This window comes from Clostridium sp. DL-VIII, from assembly GCF_000230835.1.
Classification (GTDB): Bacteria; Bacillota; Clostridia; order Clostridiales; family Clostridiaceae; genus Clostridium.
The window spans coordinates 4,582,291-4,597,656 of the sequence record NZ_CM001240.1; the positions used below are offsets into that span (position 1 = coordinate 4,582,291).

The following is a 15,366-nucleotide window of genomic DNA, read 5'->3' on the forward strand; positions in this document are numbered from 1 at the left end:
AGGCGCTCACCCCTTTCCTCAATAGATATCTACAGATATACCATCATTAGTTCCTTCAAAAGTCTTTCCTTTAATTTTAGAAAATACATATCAATTGAAAATTCCTTTTCTATTCTCATTCCATACATCTTCTACTTAATATGCTGCCTAGGTTTTTCAAATAAAGATTTTTCGTAAAGCTTCATAATTCAAATTGCCCCATTTGTGTAACTAACCATGATATAATTTTTTTATTTTCCAGCTACTTTTAACGCGAAATCTAATACTTTTCCGCCATTCATCATTCCATAATCAACCATTGGTATTACATCAACTGGAACCCCTTTTGGTTCACATACTTTTTTTGCTTTCTGTAATGTATAAGCAACTTGTGGCCCAAGCAATGCAACATCTACATTATCCAAATGCTTGTCCATTTGATTTTCTGGAAAAGCTTCAATATCAGCTTCTATTCCCTTAGTCTTTGCTGCCTCTTTCATTTTACTAACCAAAAGACTTGTTGACATTCCTGCTGCACAAAATAATCTAATTTTTACCATAACTTATTCCTCCCTAAAAATAAATAATAATCTTTATGCTAAAATTTCATTCTTATTAAATCAGCATTTTATATTTTTAAATCCTCTCTTTAAATTCATTGGTATGAATTTATTATATACCAATAAATTATTCTTGTAAAGGATTTCTTGTAATATATTTCCACAGATTTTAAACATAATACATTGAGTTAATTTATGAACTAATACATCATGTATTAAATGTACTTCTTTCATTTAATAGCAATAAAATTCTTCATTACTTATTAATTATAAATAATGAAGAATTCTATTAATTATTCCTTATATTCATTAATTTTCCCCCTATAAAAAGACTTCATGAAACTATACATCATGAAGTCTTGCTATTTCTTAAACAAATATTCCATTTTTATCATACTCTTATTCATTAAACTGCAACTTTTATGTAAGGTATCAGTTTTTATGCAAACTAAATTATGAATAAATTAATTCCTAGTGATTGCTTGTTAGGCTTATTATTTTCATCTTACTATAATTATATTTTTCTAAAGATACATCAAATACTATTCCGCTACTTAAAAATACTGTATTATTTATTATTAAGGTTGGATCATCTTTCTTTAAATTTAAAAGTTCTGCTTCTTCTTCATTTAACTTTTCACAGCTTATAACTCTATCTGCAAATCCAATTTTTAACTTCAAGTCATTTATAACATAGCTAAATATAGATTTACTACATATTTCTTCGTTTAAATATGGAATTATCTCCTTATTATAATACGATTCTTCTATCTCCATTGGTTCACCATTTAAATATCTTACACGCTTAACATAATATAACTTAGTATTAACATTACATCTCATTTTACTTGCAAGTTCTTCATCTGCATCAATTAAAGATAATTCTAATACTCTACTCTTTAACTTATTATTTGAATAAGTTTTGGTTAACCCATTCATTTCCCTAATATCCATGCAGCCTTCTCTAGAAAAATCTCTTAAAAATATTCCGCTGCCTTGAACTCTATATATATATCCTTTAGTAACTAAAATATCTATTGCTTTTCTTACAGTATTTTTGCTTACATTTAACCTTGCAATAAGTTCTTCCTCCGTAGGAAGCTTCTTATTAGAATCATATTTCCCCTCTAAAATTTCTTTTTCTAATATATTCACAATTGTTTCATATTTTTTTTGCATTTTACAGCTACCTCTCCAAAAAATTAACTACTTATCTATTAATATAACAAATTTTTATAGTTTTATCAAAGTATAATCCTCTACTGAACCATTACCATAAAAATAAAAGCCTTCTTTCCTCCTTATAACTATCTAATATTTCAACAAATTCTATTTATCAAAAGATCCAAACGCTTAAAATTTCTTATAAACGTTTGGACCCTTCACTTAAAATATTTAATTATATATTGAAAATTGTTAATTTTGGGGCGTTTTAATTCATTTAAGCTATACTTACCAGGTTGATATATGAGCCACCTAACATCTATAAACTAAGCTTGTATACCACCGTCATGACCTGCACTTTCACCTGCATAAGCCATAGCATCTGCCTTCTTAAAGAATGGAAGATATATAAATGTTGCTATTACTAACATAACGATTTGCATTATTGAATATTTAAACCCACCAATTAAGAATCCTGAAATTATAGGTGGTGTTGTCCATGGTGGCATAAGTCCACCCATTGGAGCAAGTATACCTGAAGCTATTGCTCCATAGAATAACAATCCATTTATTACTGGTACAAATATGAATGGTACTGCCATAATTGGATTCATTACTATTGGAGTACCAAATAAAATTGGTTCATTTATATTAAATAATCCTGGTAATAATGATAATTTACCCAATTGTTTATATTGTGCAGATTTTGCAATAAACAACATACAAATAACTAATCCTATAGTTTCACCTGAACCTGTCATACTAATAAAATTATCAACAAATTGTTGAGTTACTATATGTGCTCCATTTGCTAATGAAAGCTTTCCTGCTGCTTGAAGCGTTGCATTATCCATAGTATTTGCTGTCAATATACCAGTCATAATACCACTTACAACATTTGCACCATGCACACCAAAGAACCATAAGAAAGGTATAAAGAAAGCAATTCCTATAACTCCAAGTGGAGAGTCTGATAAGCCTTGTAATGGTGTTTGAATAACTTTGTATACCCATTCAATCATTGTTGTACCACTAACTTTAAATATTATATAGATAACATCAGCACCTATAAACATTACTGCCGCTGGAATAATAGCTGAGAAAGCATTAACAACGCCTGTTGGAACACCTTCTGGCATCTTAATTCTGATATCTTTTTTCATAAACCATGAATAAATTGCTCCAACTACTATACCAATTACTATAGCTGCAATCATTCCTTTACCACCAGTCCAGTCTATTGGAAGTACGTTTCCTACTTTGACTGGATCAACATCTTTTGATGCCGCAAACATAGTCCAGTTTGGAGTTGTAATTATAAATACAACTAATGCAGTTATACCTGCAGACAAAGGTTCATGTCCCTCATTTTTGGCATATGTATATGCTATACCAATAACCGAAACTACTGCCATAATATTCATTGTTGCACCTTGAACTTTAAACAACGGCTCAGTCCAATCAGCTCCGAACATAGAAGCAAAAAGGTTAGTAACTGTTACTGAAGGGAAACAAGCTACCAGTAAGAATATTGAACCTATAATGTTCAATGGAAGACAAAACAATATACCATCTTTTAATGCTTGAATACCTTTAAGATTGACAAATTTCATAACCGCCGGTACGACTTTTTCGTTAAGCGTGTTACCTAATGACATAATAATTCCCCCTTGTTTATAAATTAAATAAAATATTTGTATATTACTTAAAGTTTCAAACCTCCATACATATTTAACCTAAAAGTTATAAATTATATGGAGATTTAATAACTAATAAGTCGTAGTTTATAACTTTTCTCCTCTTTCTTCTATCACTTGTTTGTACCAGTACCCTGATAATTTTATTTTCCTATTTAAATTATTTTTATGGTCTACATATATAAATCCGTATTGTTTTTTATATCCATTTAGCCAGCTTAATAAGTCCATAGCAGACCATGCATAATAACCTTTTACATTTATATTTTTCTTAATTGCTTTTTTTAATGCTTTTAAATGAGCTTCAATATATTTAATTCTTGGAATATCCACTATTTCATCCTCAATGATAGGATCTTCATCTCCTAAACCATTTTCAGTAATGTATATTTTAATATCGCCATAATTTTTCTTCAAAATTTCTAATCCCTCTAAAAATGCATCTGGCGCTATTTCCCAGCCCCATTTAGTATACGTCTTATCTTTCATCCTTACTGTCTTATAGACTTTATCAAAAGATGGATTTCCGGGTGCTCCAGTAGCTGCTTCTCTTGTCATTTCTACTTCCTCAAAAGAATCATTTTTCATAACCCTTTGAGGTTGGTAATAATTTAACCCTATAAAGTCATTTTGAGGTGCTGACTCCTTAATTAAATCAAGTTCCTCTTCTGTCCAATTTGGAATATATCCTTTTTCTTCTAATTGCTTAATTACATATTCAGGATATTTTCCTTTCAATATAGGATCATAGAACCAATGAATGTCATATTGGTTTGCATGATATGCAGCTTGTACATTTTCTTCCTTTTGATCAATACTAAAAGCAGGTGAAAATACGTGAGTGATACCGATTTCTCCAAATTGTCTTAACTTTTTATAAGCTACAACAGATCCCGCATGAGCAACAAATACATTATGAATTGCCTCAAAATATTTTTTAGGATCATCTTTAATGCCAGGTGGGTGAGTACCTTTCAAATAGCCATGTGCAGTAAACACAACGGTTTCATTGAATGTAACCCAATGCTTCACTCTATCTCCAAAAGCTTTAAAACATACATTTGCATACTTAACAAAAGCATCTACAGTTTTCTTGTTAATCCAACCTCCTTGCTCTTCTAATTTCTGAGGCATGTCCCAATGGTATAATGTAACAAATGGCACAATCCCATACTTTAAACATTCATCTATTAGATTATTATAAAAATCTAATCCTTTTTGATTTACTTCTCCATCTCCATCTGGAATAATTCTTGCCCAAGAGATTGAAAATCTATATGATTCCAATCCAATTTCAGCCATAAGTTTTACATCTTCCTTATATCTATGATAATGATCTACCGCTATATCTCCATTCGTCCCTTCAAAAGTCTTTCCTTCAATTTTAGAAAATACATCCCAATTAGAAACTCCTTTTCCATCAATATTCCATGCACCTTCTACTTGATAGGCTGCCGACGCTGCTCCAAAGAAAAAGTCTTTAGGAAATTTCATACCTTAAATTCCTCCTTATGTGTAATTAACTCTACGTCAAGTTTGCTATTTTCCCGCCACTTTTAATGCGAAGTCTAACACTTTTCCACCATTCATCATTCCGTAATCAACCATTGGTATTACGTCAATTGGAACTCCTTTTGATTCACATATTTTTTTTGCTTTTGGCAATGTATAAGCAACTTGTGGTCCAAGCAATGCAACATTTACACCATCTAAATTTTTATCCATTTGACTTTCTGGAAAGGCCTCAATATCTGCTTCTACTCCCTTTGACTTTGCTGCTTCTTTCATTTTACTAACTAAAAGACTTGTTGACATTCCTGCTGCACAAAATAATCTAATTTTTATCATAATTTATTCCTCCTTAAAATACACAATAATCTTTTATAATGAAATTTTAGTTTTTGTTAATTAATGTATTTACAACTTTTCTAAGTTCAATTATCTGCTCTATTAAATTTTTTTCTGTTATTGCTGTCATTAAATGATCTTGAGCATGTACAAATAAAACTGATAATTCTATTTTATCTCCACCAGCTTCTTTTTGAAGAAACATTGTTTGTCCCTCATGAGCTTTTGTCAAAGCATCATTTGCTAATTGTAATTCTGCATCTGCTTCATCATATTTTCCTTCGTTTACATTGTTAAGAGCCATATAAGAATGATTTTTACAATCTCCCGCATTGATTATAATATTCATAATTGCCATTTCCAATTCGTCCATATTAAATCCCTCATTTCATATATATTGAAATTTATTATTATGTTTTAAATTCATTGGTATGAATTTATTATATACCAACAAATTTCTATTGTAAATGATTTCTTATAATATATTTATAAAAAATAAATGTGCCATACTAAATTAATTTTTACATCAATCTAGTACGACACATATAGTCATATTTTTTTATACTTAATTTTCTATTTAAATTTAAAAGCTACATCCATCATTGATTATAAATCCTCTTATACATATAATTTTTTTATAAAATTAAAAGGCACCAGATTTTATAAAAACATGGCACCTTTCAATTTAGCATCAAAAAACATATATAATATATTAACAAAGTGGTTCTACTGTTACGTTTGAACTGCTACTAGGAGTAGGCAAATCTATCACTTCTCCTCCTGAATTTACATCTGGTACAGGTAATGGCTGTAATACTTTTGGTTGTTCTTTATCTTTTGCTGTCTTATCCTTAGAATTATCATCTGCATCAGGCGAAACTTCTCTTGCTGAATCATCACTTTTAGGTATTGTACCAATTTGTATATTACTATCTTTTCCTTTTATATTCGGCACATAAGCTTTGTAAATTGACTTAGTAGTTTCCTTGTTATCCTTTTGAGCCTTATTATATAAATTTACTGATGTTAATGAAATCAAGCTAACTGCTGTAACAAGCATAATTGTTACTACATAATGTTTTAATTTCATATTAATTACCTCTTCCCTTATATTCATAAGTATTTTAATCATTATCCATATTATAACACATTTTACTTATACAGCATATTTTGTTCTTTCCACTCTTCCTTTAATAATCTATATTCTACTCTATCATATAATTTAAAATTTAATAAAACATGCTTTTTTAGCTCGGCCTCTTTTATCATTCCAGCTTTTTTCATCACTTGTTCAGAGCCAACATTTTCTTTTATGCATCCTGTTTCAATTTTAATGGCCCTATCTTGAGTGAAAGCATAATTAATTACTGCTTTTACTGCCTCTGTTACAAAGCCATTCCCCCAATAAACTTGAGATGTAAAATATCCTAAGTTTACTATTCTCCCTTCAACACAGTCTGCTGTTACAGTATATCCAATGTCACCAACATATTCATTAGTTTCTCTGATTATTATTGCAAAGAAATATTTAGTTCTATTTTCTAATTTAGATTCCTTGATAGCTTCATAAAGATTTTCTTTTGATTCCTCTAAAGTACTTGTCCTTATTTCTGGCATGTAATGCATTGCGTCATTATTTGAAAGCAGCTTATGCATTTGAGCAAGGTCCTCGTTAACATGATCTCTTATAAGCAATCTGTCTGTGATTATATTCACCATTATAAAATCCTCCTCTGTTATTTTTATTAAGTTAACCCTATTATTGCTTACCTTACCATATAATATTATAATATTGTTAATCTCATCCATCAATTATATTTTTAGTAAGGAGAGTACTTTATGAATAAATTAGAATTTTTAGGCAGAGGTTCAGGATATAATGTCGCAGAAAGCAATACTTCCGCTTTTTTTAAGAAAGCTGATGCATTACTATTAATTGATTGTGGCGAATCTGTTTTTGAAAAAATTGTAACTAAAGATTTAATCAATGGTATAAAAAATGTACATGTTCTAATTACCCATATGCATTCAGATCATATAGGTTCTTTAGGTAGTTTTGTAGGCTACTGCTACTGGAAATCAAAAATCAAAGTAAATATTTATTTTTCTGAAAAAGAGAAAATAGGGGAATTTTTAAAGCTCACAGGTGCTGTTGAAAATGAAAGTTTTACTTTACATGATATAAATAATACAAGGATTGATGAGTTAAACTTAATCATTAGTGCTTTACCAACTAAACATACAAAGGCAGTTAATGCATATTCTTACATATTAAAATTCGATTTCGGAAATGATATTTTCTACAGCGGAGATACTTGTGAAACTAATTTAGATATTATTCCTTTTTTAAAAGCAAGAAATCTAATATACCACGATACATGTTTAAATGACTGTGAAGGTAATGTTCATACATCACTGCGGGTTTTAAGTGAGAAAATTCCTTATGAATATAGAAAACAAGTCTACTGTATCCATATTGATGGTGAAAGTTTTATAGAAAAAGCTGTAGCAGAAGGATTTAATGTGGTGGATATAATTTAACATTATATCGTGATTACAGATTTTTTATTAAAGCACTTAATGCTTGACATTCTTCCCTTAAAGCGGAAGAAAATGTATATCATAATATTTATCACTGGTAAAAGGACTTTGTCTCATTGTGCCGTCATAGACATAGCAACACTTTTATACTTGATACATTCCCAGCCCAAACCAATATATCCAGTCTATATATTGGTTTTAGGTAGAAGAGATATGCTGTAAATAATATTAAAACTTCCGAAGCATATCCCTTCCTTAAATATGAAACTTCAAAATTAATTTATATCAACATAATAGAATTCGTTATTGTGCCACTTAATAAATTTTTCTAAATCATTATATGAAACTCCTATTGTTGCTGTATTTACATTAGGATGGAAATTTACAATACTCGCATCTATTAAATCCCTATCAACTAAAACAATAACTTCACTATTAATATCATTTATCAAACCAAAGGGAGTAACAGCTCCCGGCTTAAGACCTAAATATTTAAATAACCTTTCTTCTGATGCAAATGACAATTTAGTGCTTTCTATCTGTTTCTCTAATAACTTTAAGTCAGCCCTTTTACTATCATCTAAAAGTACAAGATAATGAATATCGCCTTTTCTGTTTCTTATAAAAAGATTTTTACAATGAGCTCCCGGAATTGAAATTTCTAATCTATTTGCCTCTTGAACGGTATATATTGCTTCATGTTCATATCTTGTATATTTTATTTCTAATGAATCTAATATGCCATATAATTTTTGTTCTATCGGATTAATCATATGTACTACCTCCCCAATTATAATAAGCTATTGATTATATATGTTCTAATTAATTGTTAACACTAAATGCTTAAGTCAATTGCACATTTTAAATTTTTAATTGCAACATATATCATAAAAACTCTCCCTTGCAGCTTTAAGGAAGAGTTTATGTAATACATTATATAATTCTATACCTTTACAAAGCAATAATAAATCGTCATAATTTTAACGCAATTAAATCATTCTTACAATCTCCACAAACATCTAATCCTTTAAATTTAGTGATATTAGCCATATTCCCACAAAAAGTGCATCCTGGTGAATACTTTTTTAATACTATTTCTTTTTCATCCTTAAAAATTTCTAATGAATCACCTTCAGCAATAAATAGTAATTCTCTTGTTTCTTTTGGGATTACCACTCTTCCAAGTTCATCAATTTTTCTCACAATTCCAGCTGACTTCATGTCCACTTCCTCCTAAATTTATTATGTTTTTGCAATATTATTGTTGAAAGATAATCTTCTTAATTACATTTTCAATATATGAAATCATTTCCAAACCATAGATTAAAATTTTTCTAATATATTGTAATAAAATGCGAAATAAATTCCAAACTCTTCTGTTAATATCACAAATATGCTTTATTGTAGCATATTTTTCCAACTAATTCTATAATTTCCAAATAAAAAAATATCGTAAAATTCAATTTATTGAATTTTACGATACTAAGTCTATATAATTTTATGATTCAAAACCACTTATAATTTTTTCTTATATATTCAATCCATCTGTTTTCTATTTGTTTCTCTTTTATACCAAAAATACCTGTGAAATCATCTGGAGCTTTTATTAAATTATATAGCTTATTATAACCATACTCTTTAATTATAAATTCTGCTATAGTGTATGCATATTGATAGCCATCTCGTTTAAAAAACATATCAAAATCCTCTCCAGTATCTAATTCTTTGAATACAGGAAGTGTATTATCCATTAATCCCTTCTTAACTGTTCTCCTTATCCAATTTTCATCATTGTCCTTGGCTTCATAGCAAGCTATTCCTTCATTTAACCATCGTGGAATATTATTATTTATTTTATTTACTATAATATGAACAAATTCATGAACCGCTGTATTTAAAACATTGTTAAAATCTGATCCTGGTGGTGGATTTAATGGTGATGCTATTATAATCTTACCTTTTCCAAGCCCTCCCCTTATCCAATCAGGTGCATCCGAAAGCCCTAAAGCACTATGAAGTCCCTTTATATCATGATAAATCTCAATAATAACTTTTTCATCAATTTGCTGATTTAAATTAGTTGTAATTCTATTATAATTATCTTCAAGCACCTCTGAAACCTTCTCTATACATGGTTTGTCCTCTTCTGTGTAGTTTACTATAAAATGCTTAATTTCTTTTCTTAAATTTAATTTGTAATCTTCATCTAAAGTTTTTGCATATCTGACTTGATCTCTATTATCTATAAATACCCTATCAACCATCTTAAATCCAGCGCCTTCATAAAACTTTCGAAGCCTTGGCCTGAAAGTTCCACAATTAAGTCTTAAAGAATTTACTCCTTGTTTTTTGCATAGTTCTTCTGCCAATTCAATTATCTTTCCCCCATATCCCATTTTGCTATATTCTCTTCTAATAGCCAACTTATGTAAGATGCCACATTCATACTTTTTAATTTCCTTCCAGAAAAGTGGATCATACCACTGAAGAACGTATGCTCCAATTAAATTTCCATTATCATAACATAATTTCATTTCATTGATGTCATATTTTTTTAGCAGCTCGTAAGGTGTTAAATTTTCTATTTTCCACATAGTCTGTCCTATTGATTCAAGCCATTTTTCTGCTTCTGTTAACACTTTAGAAAATACTTCTATGTTACTTTTATCTACATTGATAATTTCCATCCCTAACTCTCCCATGCTCTGTTATTTTTCCTTAATTAATTTCTTTTTCTAACTCATATAAATTAGAAAGCACTTTATATCTATTCTTACTGGTTATTTTATTTTTGAATAATAATAATTTATTTCTATTAAGTAAAATAGCCTTAATACCTAATTTACACGCTCCCTTACAATTCTTAGGATTATCATCTATAAACAAAGCTTCTTCTGATTTTACATTTAATTCAGAAAGCGCACTTTTATACATTAGTTCATGAGGCTTAGTTACTCCTTTCACGGAAGAAATGACAAATGAAGAAAAATAATCTCGCAGTTTAACTTGCCTAAACACATTTTCTAAAGATGGCCATGCATCTGATACTACTGCCAGTTTATATTTCTTACTCAGTCTTGGTATCACCTCAAAAACATCACTATAAAATTCATATTTATCATAATTGAATACCAAATCCTTAGCTAGCAGTTGTATCTTTTCTGAGCTTAACTGTAATTGTGGTAATTCCATAGAAAATATATTGAAAAATTCTAGGAAGTGCTTATACTCTTCTTCTTCCGTAGTGATTAATTTTTGTTCATCTATGTATTTCCCTGCTTTTTCAAATGCATTATTTCTATCAGAAGAACTTATTTCTTTATACTCTTGTGGATTAATATATTCAAAAAACTTTGGAGAAATAAACCACTTCCCTGATCTTGGTCCATTTAAAACTTTGCCTGAATCAAATAAAATTGCTTTTATATTTTTATACTCTGCTAAACTAGACACTTATTTACACCTCCTCATAAAATTTTATCAATCTTATTTAAATATATGGTTATTATAGCACATTTTGTAATAACAATATTGGAATAAAACGCTTTTAATTCTGTTATTTTTTTGATTGTGCCTTATTAAATTTAAGCAAAAAAATAAAGGTAAATTAAGCATTTCTACTCAATTTACCTTTACTCATGATATATGAAAATCACTCACATATACTATATATTTCCTGTATAATCAGCCTTTAAAAACATGTTAGCTTCTTTTGTTCTTCTTTTATATAATCCTGCAAGTGTTTGTCCTTCTGCTTTACTCCAAGCTTGAAAATCCAAGGTAATTATATTACCATCTCTAACACCTGCACATACGTTTTTAAACAACGTAGATCCTAATACTCCAGCTGTGCCAACATTATAGCTCATTGATATTAAAGCATCAAATTCATTTTGTGTAAGGTTTGCACCTTTATTCTCTAATCCAGACTTTATTTCAGGAGCATACTTATCATTAATTAAATCTTTTAACATTTGAGTTGCTTCTTCTTCTGTAACACTTTCTAAACCTTCTATCTCATTACCAGTCATACCATAGCCTAATGTTTTCACTCCAACTTCATCAAAGTAAGGAGTAGCTGAAAAGCCTTCAAAAGACTTAACAAAATCAATTAGTTTATCAGATATCAAGGAATTATCAATAAAACTTCCATCCTCCTTAAAGGTATAGCTTTTTCCATTAATACTAAAAGTGCCATTTTTATACATAGCACCTTTTGAACCATTGCTTGAAGACTCTAAGTAATACCACTTACTAGTGCTCGAATCTTGCCACCATCCTGTAAGCATCTGACCTTTGTCATTTACTCTATACCAAACATCATTTAATTTCAGCCATTCATCACAGGCCATCTGCCCATTTGAATAAAAATAATACCAATAGTCACCTATTTGATTCCAGCCTGTAGCTAAGGTATTGTTATCATTAACTAAACACCATGCCCATTTACTCATTGTTCTGCCTCCTAATTTGGCATCGCTGCACTGTTTGAATTAACAGTTGCTCCAATTTGCTGAATATTATCAGGATTGTCTACCACTATTTTTGAACTAGCCGAACTTTCTGAATTAGCTTGTACATTTGTTGAAACTTCAACATTTTCATTTGTTTCACTTTCTTTATCAGCTACATTTATAGAAACATTATCAAAATTACTTTGATTATCTTCTTTAACTGCATTGTCTACAGCTGCTGACTCAATTTCTGCCTTAACTTTATTATTGGTTGCTTCATCACTAACCTGTGCAATTGTATTTGAAACAATTTTATCACTTATTCCTTCTGTTGATGTATCCACAGTAATTCCTACAATTGTTAAAATTGTAAAAACTGTATTTATGATATCAACATAATTACTAGGAATAAATTTGCTAGCATTAACTCCTAACTGTTGTGATAATAGCAATATTGCTCCTATAATTGATACCCAAAAAGTTTTATTTTTTAATCTTGCTTTTAAATCGATATTTAACATATTTCTTTCCACCTTTCTATTTAGTCAATAACTGTTCTATAAAATAAACAATCAATAATCCCGTTGAAGATAATAAAAACCCAGATAACCACTTCAAAGTAGAAGTTAAATCATCCAGGCTTTTACATAAACTATCTATTCTCGTCTTGCTTATAGCATCATTTTTCTCTAGTGTTTCAATTTTATTATCATGCTTATTTAATCTTTTATCGTGTTCTTCGAGTTTTTCTTGTACTAGGTTTCTGTCCATTTTGTCACCTGCCTTTGTTGAATTAATGAAATAAGTAATATAAATAATTTTTTTTAATCTTTATTGCCTTATTTCTTTTTTATCCTCTGCACTATATTTTTCTATGATGAAGCAGCTGTCGCAGTAGAAATACCAGCAATTATTTCTGCCTTCTCATCCTCTGTAATCCATGTTTTACTTACTGCCGCGCTTAGTTGTGTTTCGTCTAATTTCCCTTGTTGATATAAGTATAATAATCTTTCATACATGATAACTCCCTCCTATAATCTGCTTTGTATTAAATTATCTATTTGTATTTGCATGTTTAAATTATCCAATATTAATTGGTTAATTAAATTGACTTGTTTTTGAGTTTCGGTCAATTCAATTTTTATTGATGGATATTTTGCGTCTAATTCTGAGGTTGTAGCGGTTTCAATCCATTTTTCACCATCCCAAAACGGCTTCAAATATGTTATATTATGTCCGTTAATAATTTGCGAATCATTAATTAATTCAACAACCTGATCATCTGAATTAACTTCAAAATACTGTGGCTTACCGTCTGCAAATAATACACATCTAGCAACTAAGTTACCGTCCTTATCTGCGATAGATTTTTGTTCATATTGTGGCTCATAAATTTTTGAATCCATGTTCTTACTCCTCCTAATCTATTAAATATGTTATCATACTTATTGGTATTGCGTCACTTGTTTCAACGGGTTGTCTTGGCACACACCAAATAACACCATCAGAACCAATCCAACCATTAACAATACTGTTACCAGTGCAAACAAAACTATAATTATATTCATATGAAGTCGGACAAAAGCCAGCCGGAATTGTTCCGATTTTATAAGTTGTATCTACTTGTAAAGTTGAAATCGCTTGAACGTGTCCGCTAAGAAAAACCCTATTTCCAATTTTTCGACATCTCAATTTAAACCAATCCGGGTTATCACTTCTTACCTGAAATTGTGTAGAATTAACTAAAAATGTAATCCAGCCAGAATCCGTACCGTCGTCAACCCTTTTCCATATATTCCATCCAGTAGAATCCCAATGCTGCGTTGTATAATAGAAATACCCGCTTGCAGTTAGAAAAAATATTGTCCTATATCCTTGATTTGTTCCGTCATCCATTCTCCACCCGTTTATTATTAACGTTCCATGTTCCCAACCACTAGTAAATGGATAATTTTGCACGGTGCTGATTGCTCCTTCAACATCATAGTGCCCCGCTTGTAATGTAAAAATGTCCGTATTATTAGAAATTCTGCTCGCATGTGATAAAAATCTATTGTCCAATGCAGCTTGTAACCCGCTAATATATCCAATTGTGTGTGCGTGACTATCATCCCCAACGGTAGCTATTATATCCGCATTTGTGGATCCGTCAAAGTTAACGGATCCTGTGACGTCTCCAGTTAATGAAATTGTCCTAGCAGTTGCTAACATTGTTGCAGTTGCAGCATTCCCAGTTATGCTTGTTTTATTATTTATTGAATTTGTAACAAATGCAGTTGTCGCAAGCTGCGTCGTATTTGTTCCAACTACTGCCGTTGGAGCTGATGGTGTACCCGTAAATGTCGGCGACACTAATGATGACTTTTCACTATTTAGTTCATTTATAGCTCCTGTGATATCTTTTGCTGTAGTTGTTCTAGTATTATCCTTCGACAATTGTAACAATGCTGTGCCAACATCAGAATTTCCGAATTTAACTACACTTGCATCCGTATGCGGATAATAAACATTTCCATTACTATCTTGTATTTCTACATTATTTATAGACATATTTGAGCCTCCTTTACATAGTCTTTAAAAATAATTTTACTTGTGTTCCACTTGTATAATCAGTTCCATATTTAACCGACGCTCCATCTGCGCCAGCCGGACCTTGTATTCCTTGTGCACCAGCCGCTCCTGTTGCACCTTTTAAGCATATTGAATACACCCATTTTGCTGTAGCTGCATTTCCTGCAACTGTACAATTATATACATTTCCAGTGCTAGTGTTAAGATATTGATCTCCAACTAAAGCAGATGTTATTCCACTACCACTAAATATTGTTGCAGTTGTACTTGTTCCCGTAACTAATGTTCCAGTAAACCATTGTGAACCTCTTATTCCAGCTGTTCCTGTAGCACCGGTTGCTCCAGTAGCTCCTTGTGAACCAGTTGCACCAGTATCGCCTTTAGCACCTTTTAATAATCCAGCATCTAACTTTTCTTGAAATGTTTCTCCATCCGAGAATGTTACTGCATCTGCACTTGTTAATACATCAACCTCCTGTAATACAGCACCTGTACTTTCATCTAACAATTGAACTCTTACTTTGTTTAAAATTGCCATTATATTATCCCCTT

At 30.4% G+C, this 15,366-nt stretch carries 20 protein-coding genes; 1 reads left to right on the forward strand and 19 read right to left on the reverse strand.

The window, feature by feature from the left end; genetic code table 11:
• Positions 1–230: 230 nt before the first annotated feature.
• From CDLVIII_RS21090 to CDLVIII_RS21125, 8 genes are all read right to left on the reverse strand, one after another.
• Positions 231–539 carry a PTS sugar transporter subunit IIB gene (locus CDLVIII_RS21090; RefSeq protein WP_009171500.1) on the reverse strand — a complete coding sequence of 103 codons (309 nt, stop codon included), beginning with the start codon at positions 537–539 and terminating at the stop codon, positions 231–233.
• A gap of 471 nt (positions 540–1,010) precedes the next feature.
• Positions 1,011–1,718, reverse strand: coding sequence for a GntR family transcriptional regulator (locus CDLVIII_RS21095; RefSeq protein ID WP_009171501.1), 708 nt, complete (start codon positions 1,716–1,718; stop codon positions 1,011–1,013).
• A gap of 311 nt (positions 1,719–2,029) precedes the next feature.
• Positions 2,030–3,361, reverse strand: coding sequence for a PTS sugar transporter subunit IIC (locus tag CDLVIII_RS21100; RefSeq protein WP_009171502.1), 1,332 nt, complete (start codon positions 3,359–3,361; stop codon positions 2,030–2,032).
• A gap of 126 nt (positions 3,362–3,487) precedes the next feature.
• Entirely contained in the window at positions 3,488–4,894 is a 1,407-nt protein-coding gene (locus CDLVIII_RS21105; RefSeq protein ID WP_009171503.1) for a GH1 family beta-glucosidase, read from the reverse strand.
• A 45-nt stretch (positions 4,895–4,939) separates the two neighbouring features.
• A complete protein-coding gene (locus tag CDLVIII_RS21110; protein WP_009171504.1) occupies positions 4,940–5,248 on the reverse strand; it encodes a PTS sugar transporter subunit IIB in 309 nt (102 codons plus the stop codon).
• A 46-nt stretch (positions 5,249–5,294) separates the two neighbouring features.
• On the reverse strand, positions 5,295–5,621 hold the full coding sequence (locus CDLVIII_RS21115) for a PTS lactose/cellobiose transporter subunit IIA (protein WP_009171505.1): 327 nt from the start codon (positions 5,619–5,621) through the stop codon (positions 5,295–5,297).
• A 339-nt stretch (positions 5,622–5,960) separates the two neighbouring features.
• Positions 5,961–6,338 (reverse strand): hypothetical protein, encoded by a 378-nt coding sequence (locus CDLVIII_RS21120; RefSeq protein ID WP_009171506.1) that lies wholly within the window; start codon positions 6,336–6,338, stop codon positions 5,961–5,963.
• 62 nt (positions 6,339–6,400) lie between these two features.
• Positions 6,401–6,967, reverse strand: coding sequence for a GNAT family protein (locus tag CDLVIII_RS21125; protein WP_009171507.1), 567 nt, complete (start codon positions 6,965–6,967; stop codon positions 6,401–6,403).
• A 120-nt stretch (positions 6,968–7,087) separates the two neighbouring features.
• On the opposite strand from CDLVIII_RS21125, the gene CDLVIII_RS21130 reads away from it, so the two are divergent.
• The gene (locus tag CDLVIII_RS21130) at positions 7,088–7,789 is read left to right on the forward strand and encodes an MBL fold metallo-hydrolase (RefSeq protein ID WP_009171508.1); all 702 of its coding nucleotides are present in this window, start codon (positions 7,088–7,090) and stop codon (positions 7,787–7,789) included.
• Positions 7,790–8,064: 275 nt separating this feature from the next.
• On the opposite strand, the gene CDLVIII_RS21135 is transcribed toward CDLVIII_RS21130, so the two are convergent.
• The 11 genes from CDLVIII_RS21135 to CDLVIII_RS21185 all read right to left on the reverse strand — a co-directional run bounded on the left by CDLVIII_RS21135 (position 8,065) and on the right by CDLVIII_RS21185 (position 15,352).
• Positions 8,065–8,559 carry a prolyl-tRNA synthetase associated domain-containing protein gene (locus CDLVIII_RS21135; protein ID WP_186005602.1) on the reverse strand — a complete coding sequence of 165 codons (495 nt, stop codon included), beginning with the start codon at positions 8,557–8,559 and terminating at the stop codon, positions 8,065–8,067.
• A 202-nt stretch (positions 8,560–8,761) separates the two neighbouring features.
• Entirely contained in the window at positions 8,762–9,010 is a 249-nt protein-coding gene (locus CDLVIII_RS21140; protein WP_009171510.1) for an AbrB/MazE/SpoVT family DNA-binding domain-containing protein, read from the reverse strand.
• A gap of 284 nt (positions 9,011–9,294) precedes the next feature.
• A complete protein-coding gene (locus CDLVIII_RS30180) occupies positions 9,295–10,476 on the reverse strand; it encodes a GNAT family N-acetyltransferase (RefSeq protein WP_009171511.1) in 1,182 nt (393 codons plus the stop codon).
• A gap of 31 nt (positions 10,477–10,507) precedes the next feature.
• Entirely contained in the window at positions 10,508–11,242 is a 735-nt protein-coding gene (locus CDLVIII_RS21155) for an HAD-IA family hydrolase (RefSeq protein WP_009171512.1), read from the reverse strand.
• Positions 11,243–11,454: 212 nt separating this feature from the next.
• On the reverse strand, positions 11,455–12,243 hold the full coding sequence (locus tag CDLVIII_RS21160) for a lysozyme (RefSeq protein WP_009171513.1): 789 nt from the start codon (positions 12,241–12,243) through the stop codon (positions 11,455–11,457).
• 11 nt (positions 12,244–12,254) lie between these two features.
• Complete coding sequence (locus tag CDLVIII_RS30185; protein ID WP_009171514.1) at positions 12,255–12,764, reverse strand: phage holin; 510 nt, start codon at positions 12,762–12,764, stop codon at positions 12,255–12,257.
• Between the two features lie 16 nt (positions 12,765–12,780).
• Positions 12,781–13,014 (reverse strand): hemolysin XhlA family protein, encoded by a 234-nt coding sequence (locus CDLVIII_RS21170; protein WP_009171515.1) that lies wholly within the window; start codon positions 13,012–13,014, stop codon positions 12,781–12,783.
• Between the two features lie 101 nt (positions 13,015–13,115).
• Entirely contained in the window at positions 13,116–13,262 is a 147-nt protein-coding gene (locus tag CDLVIII_RS30190; RefSeq protein WP_009171516.1) for an XkdX family protein, read from the reverse strand.
• A gap of 12 nt (positions 13,263–13,274) precedes the next feature.
• Positions 13,275–13,649 (reverse strand): hypothetical protein, encoded by a 375-nt coding sequence (locus CDLVIII_RS21175; RefSeq protein WP_009171517.1) that lies wholly within the window; start codon positions 13,647–13,649, stop codon positions 13,275–13,277.
• Between the two features lie 13 nt (positions 13,650–13,662).
• Positions 13,663–14,793, reverse strand: a complete 1,131-nt coding sequence (locus CDLVIII_RS21180; protein ID WP_009171518.1) for a hypothetical protein — start codon at positions 14,791–14,793, stop codon at positions 13,663–13,665.
• Between the two features lie 13 nt (positions 14,794–14,806).
• A complete protein-coding gene (locus CDLVIII_RS21185) occupies positions 14,807–15,352 on the reverse strand; it encodes a hypothetical protein (protein ID WP_009171519.1) in 546 nt (181 codons plus the stop codon).
• Between the last annotated feature and the right edge of the window lie 14 nt (positions 15,353–15,366).

Bases quoted from the DNA above. Each gene is read 5' to 3' on its own strand.
- CDLVIII_RS21090 (WP_009171500.1), bottom strand. From the start codon at position 539: ATGGTAAAAATTAGATTATTTTGTGCAGCAGGAATGTCAACAAGTCTT.
- CDLVIII_RS21095 (WP_009171501.1), bottom strand. From the start codon at position 1,718: ATGCAAAAAAAATATGAAACAATTGTGAATATATTAGAAAAAGAAATT.
- CDLVIII_RS21100 (WP_009171502.1), bottom strand. From the start codon at position 3,361: ATGTCATTAGGTAACACGCTTAACGAAAAAGTCGTACCGGCGGTTATG.
- CDLVIII_RS21105 (WP_009171503.1), bottom strand. From the start codon at position 4,894: ATGAAATTTCCTAAAGACTTTTTCTTTGGAGCAGCGTCGGCAGCCTAT.
- CDLVIII_RS21110 (WP_009171504.1), bottom strand. From the start codon at position 5,248: ATGATAAAAATTAGATTATTTTGTGCAGCAGGAATGTCAACAAGTCTT.
- CDLVIII_RS21115 (WP_009171505.1), bottom strand. From the start codon at position 5,621: ATGGACGAATTGGAAATGGCAATTATGAATATTATAATCAATGCGGGA.
- CDLVIII_RS21120 (WP_009171506.1), bottom strand. From the start codon at position 6,338: ATGAAATTAAAACATTATGTAGTAACAATTATGCTTGTTACAGCAGTT.
- CDLVIII_RS21125 (WP_009171507.1), bottom strand. From the start codon at position 6,967: ATGGTGAATATAATCACAGACAGATTGCTTATAAGAGATCATGTTAAC.
- CDLVIII_RS21130 (WP_009171508.1), top strand. From the start codon at position 7,088: ATGAATAAATTAGAATTTTTAGGCAGAGGTTCAGGATATAATGTCGCA.
- CDLVIII_RS21140 (WP_009171510.1), bottom strand. From the start codon at position 9,010: ATGAAGTCAGCTGGAATTGTGAGAAAAATTGATGAACTTGGAAGAGTG.
- CDLVIII_RS30180 (WP_009171511.1), bottom strand. From the start codon at position 10,476: ATGGAAATTATCAATGTAGATAAAAGTAACATAGAAGTATTTTCTAAA.
- CDLVIII_RS21160 (WP_009171513.1), bottom strand. From the start codon at position 12,243: ATGAGTAAATGGGCATGGTGTTTAGTTAATGATAACAATACCTTAGCT.
- CDLVIII_RS30185 (WP_009171514.1), bottom strand. From the start codon at position 12,764: ATGTTAAATATCGATTTAAAAGCAAGATTAAAAAATAAAACTTTTTGG.
- CDLVIII_RS21170 (WP_009171515.1), bottom strand. From the start codon at position 13,014: ATGGACAGAAACCTAGTACAAGAAAAACTCGAAGAACACGATAAAAGA.
- CDLVIII_RS30190 (WP_009171516.1), bottom strand. From the start codon at position 13,262: ATGTATGAAAGATTATTATACTTATATCAACAAGGGAAATTAGACGAA.
- CDLVIII_RS21175 (WP_009171517.1), bottom strand. From the start codon at position 13,649: ATGGATTCAAAAATTTATGAGCCACAATATGAACAAAAATCTATCGCA.
- CDLVIII_RS21180 (WP_009171518.1), bottom strand. From the start codon at position 14,793: ATGTCTATAAATAATGTAGAAATACAAGATAGTAATGGAAATGTTTAT.
- CDLVIII_RS21185 (WP_009171519.1), bottom strand. From the start codon at position 15,352: ATGGCAATTTTAAACAAAGTAAGAGTTCAATTGTTAGATGAAAGTACA.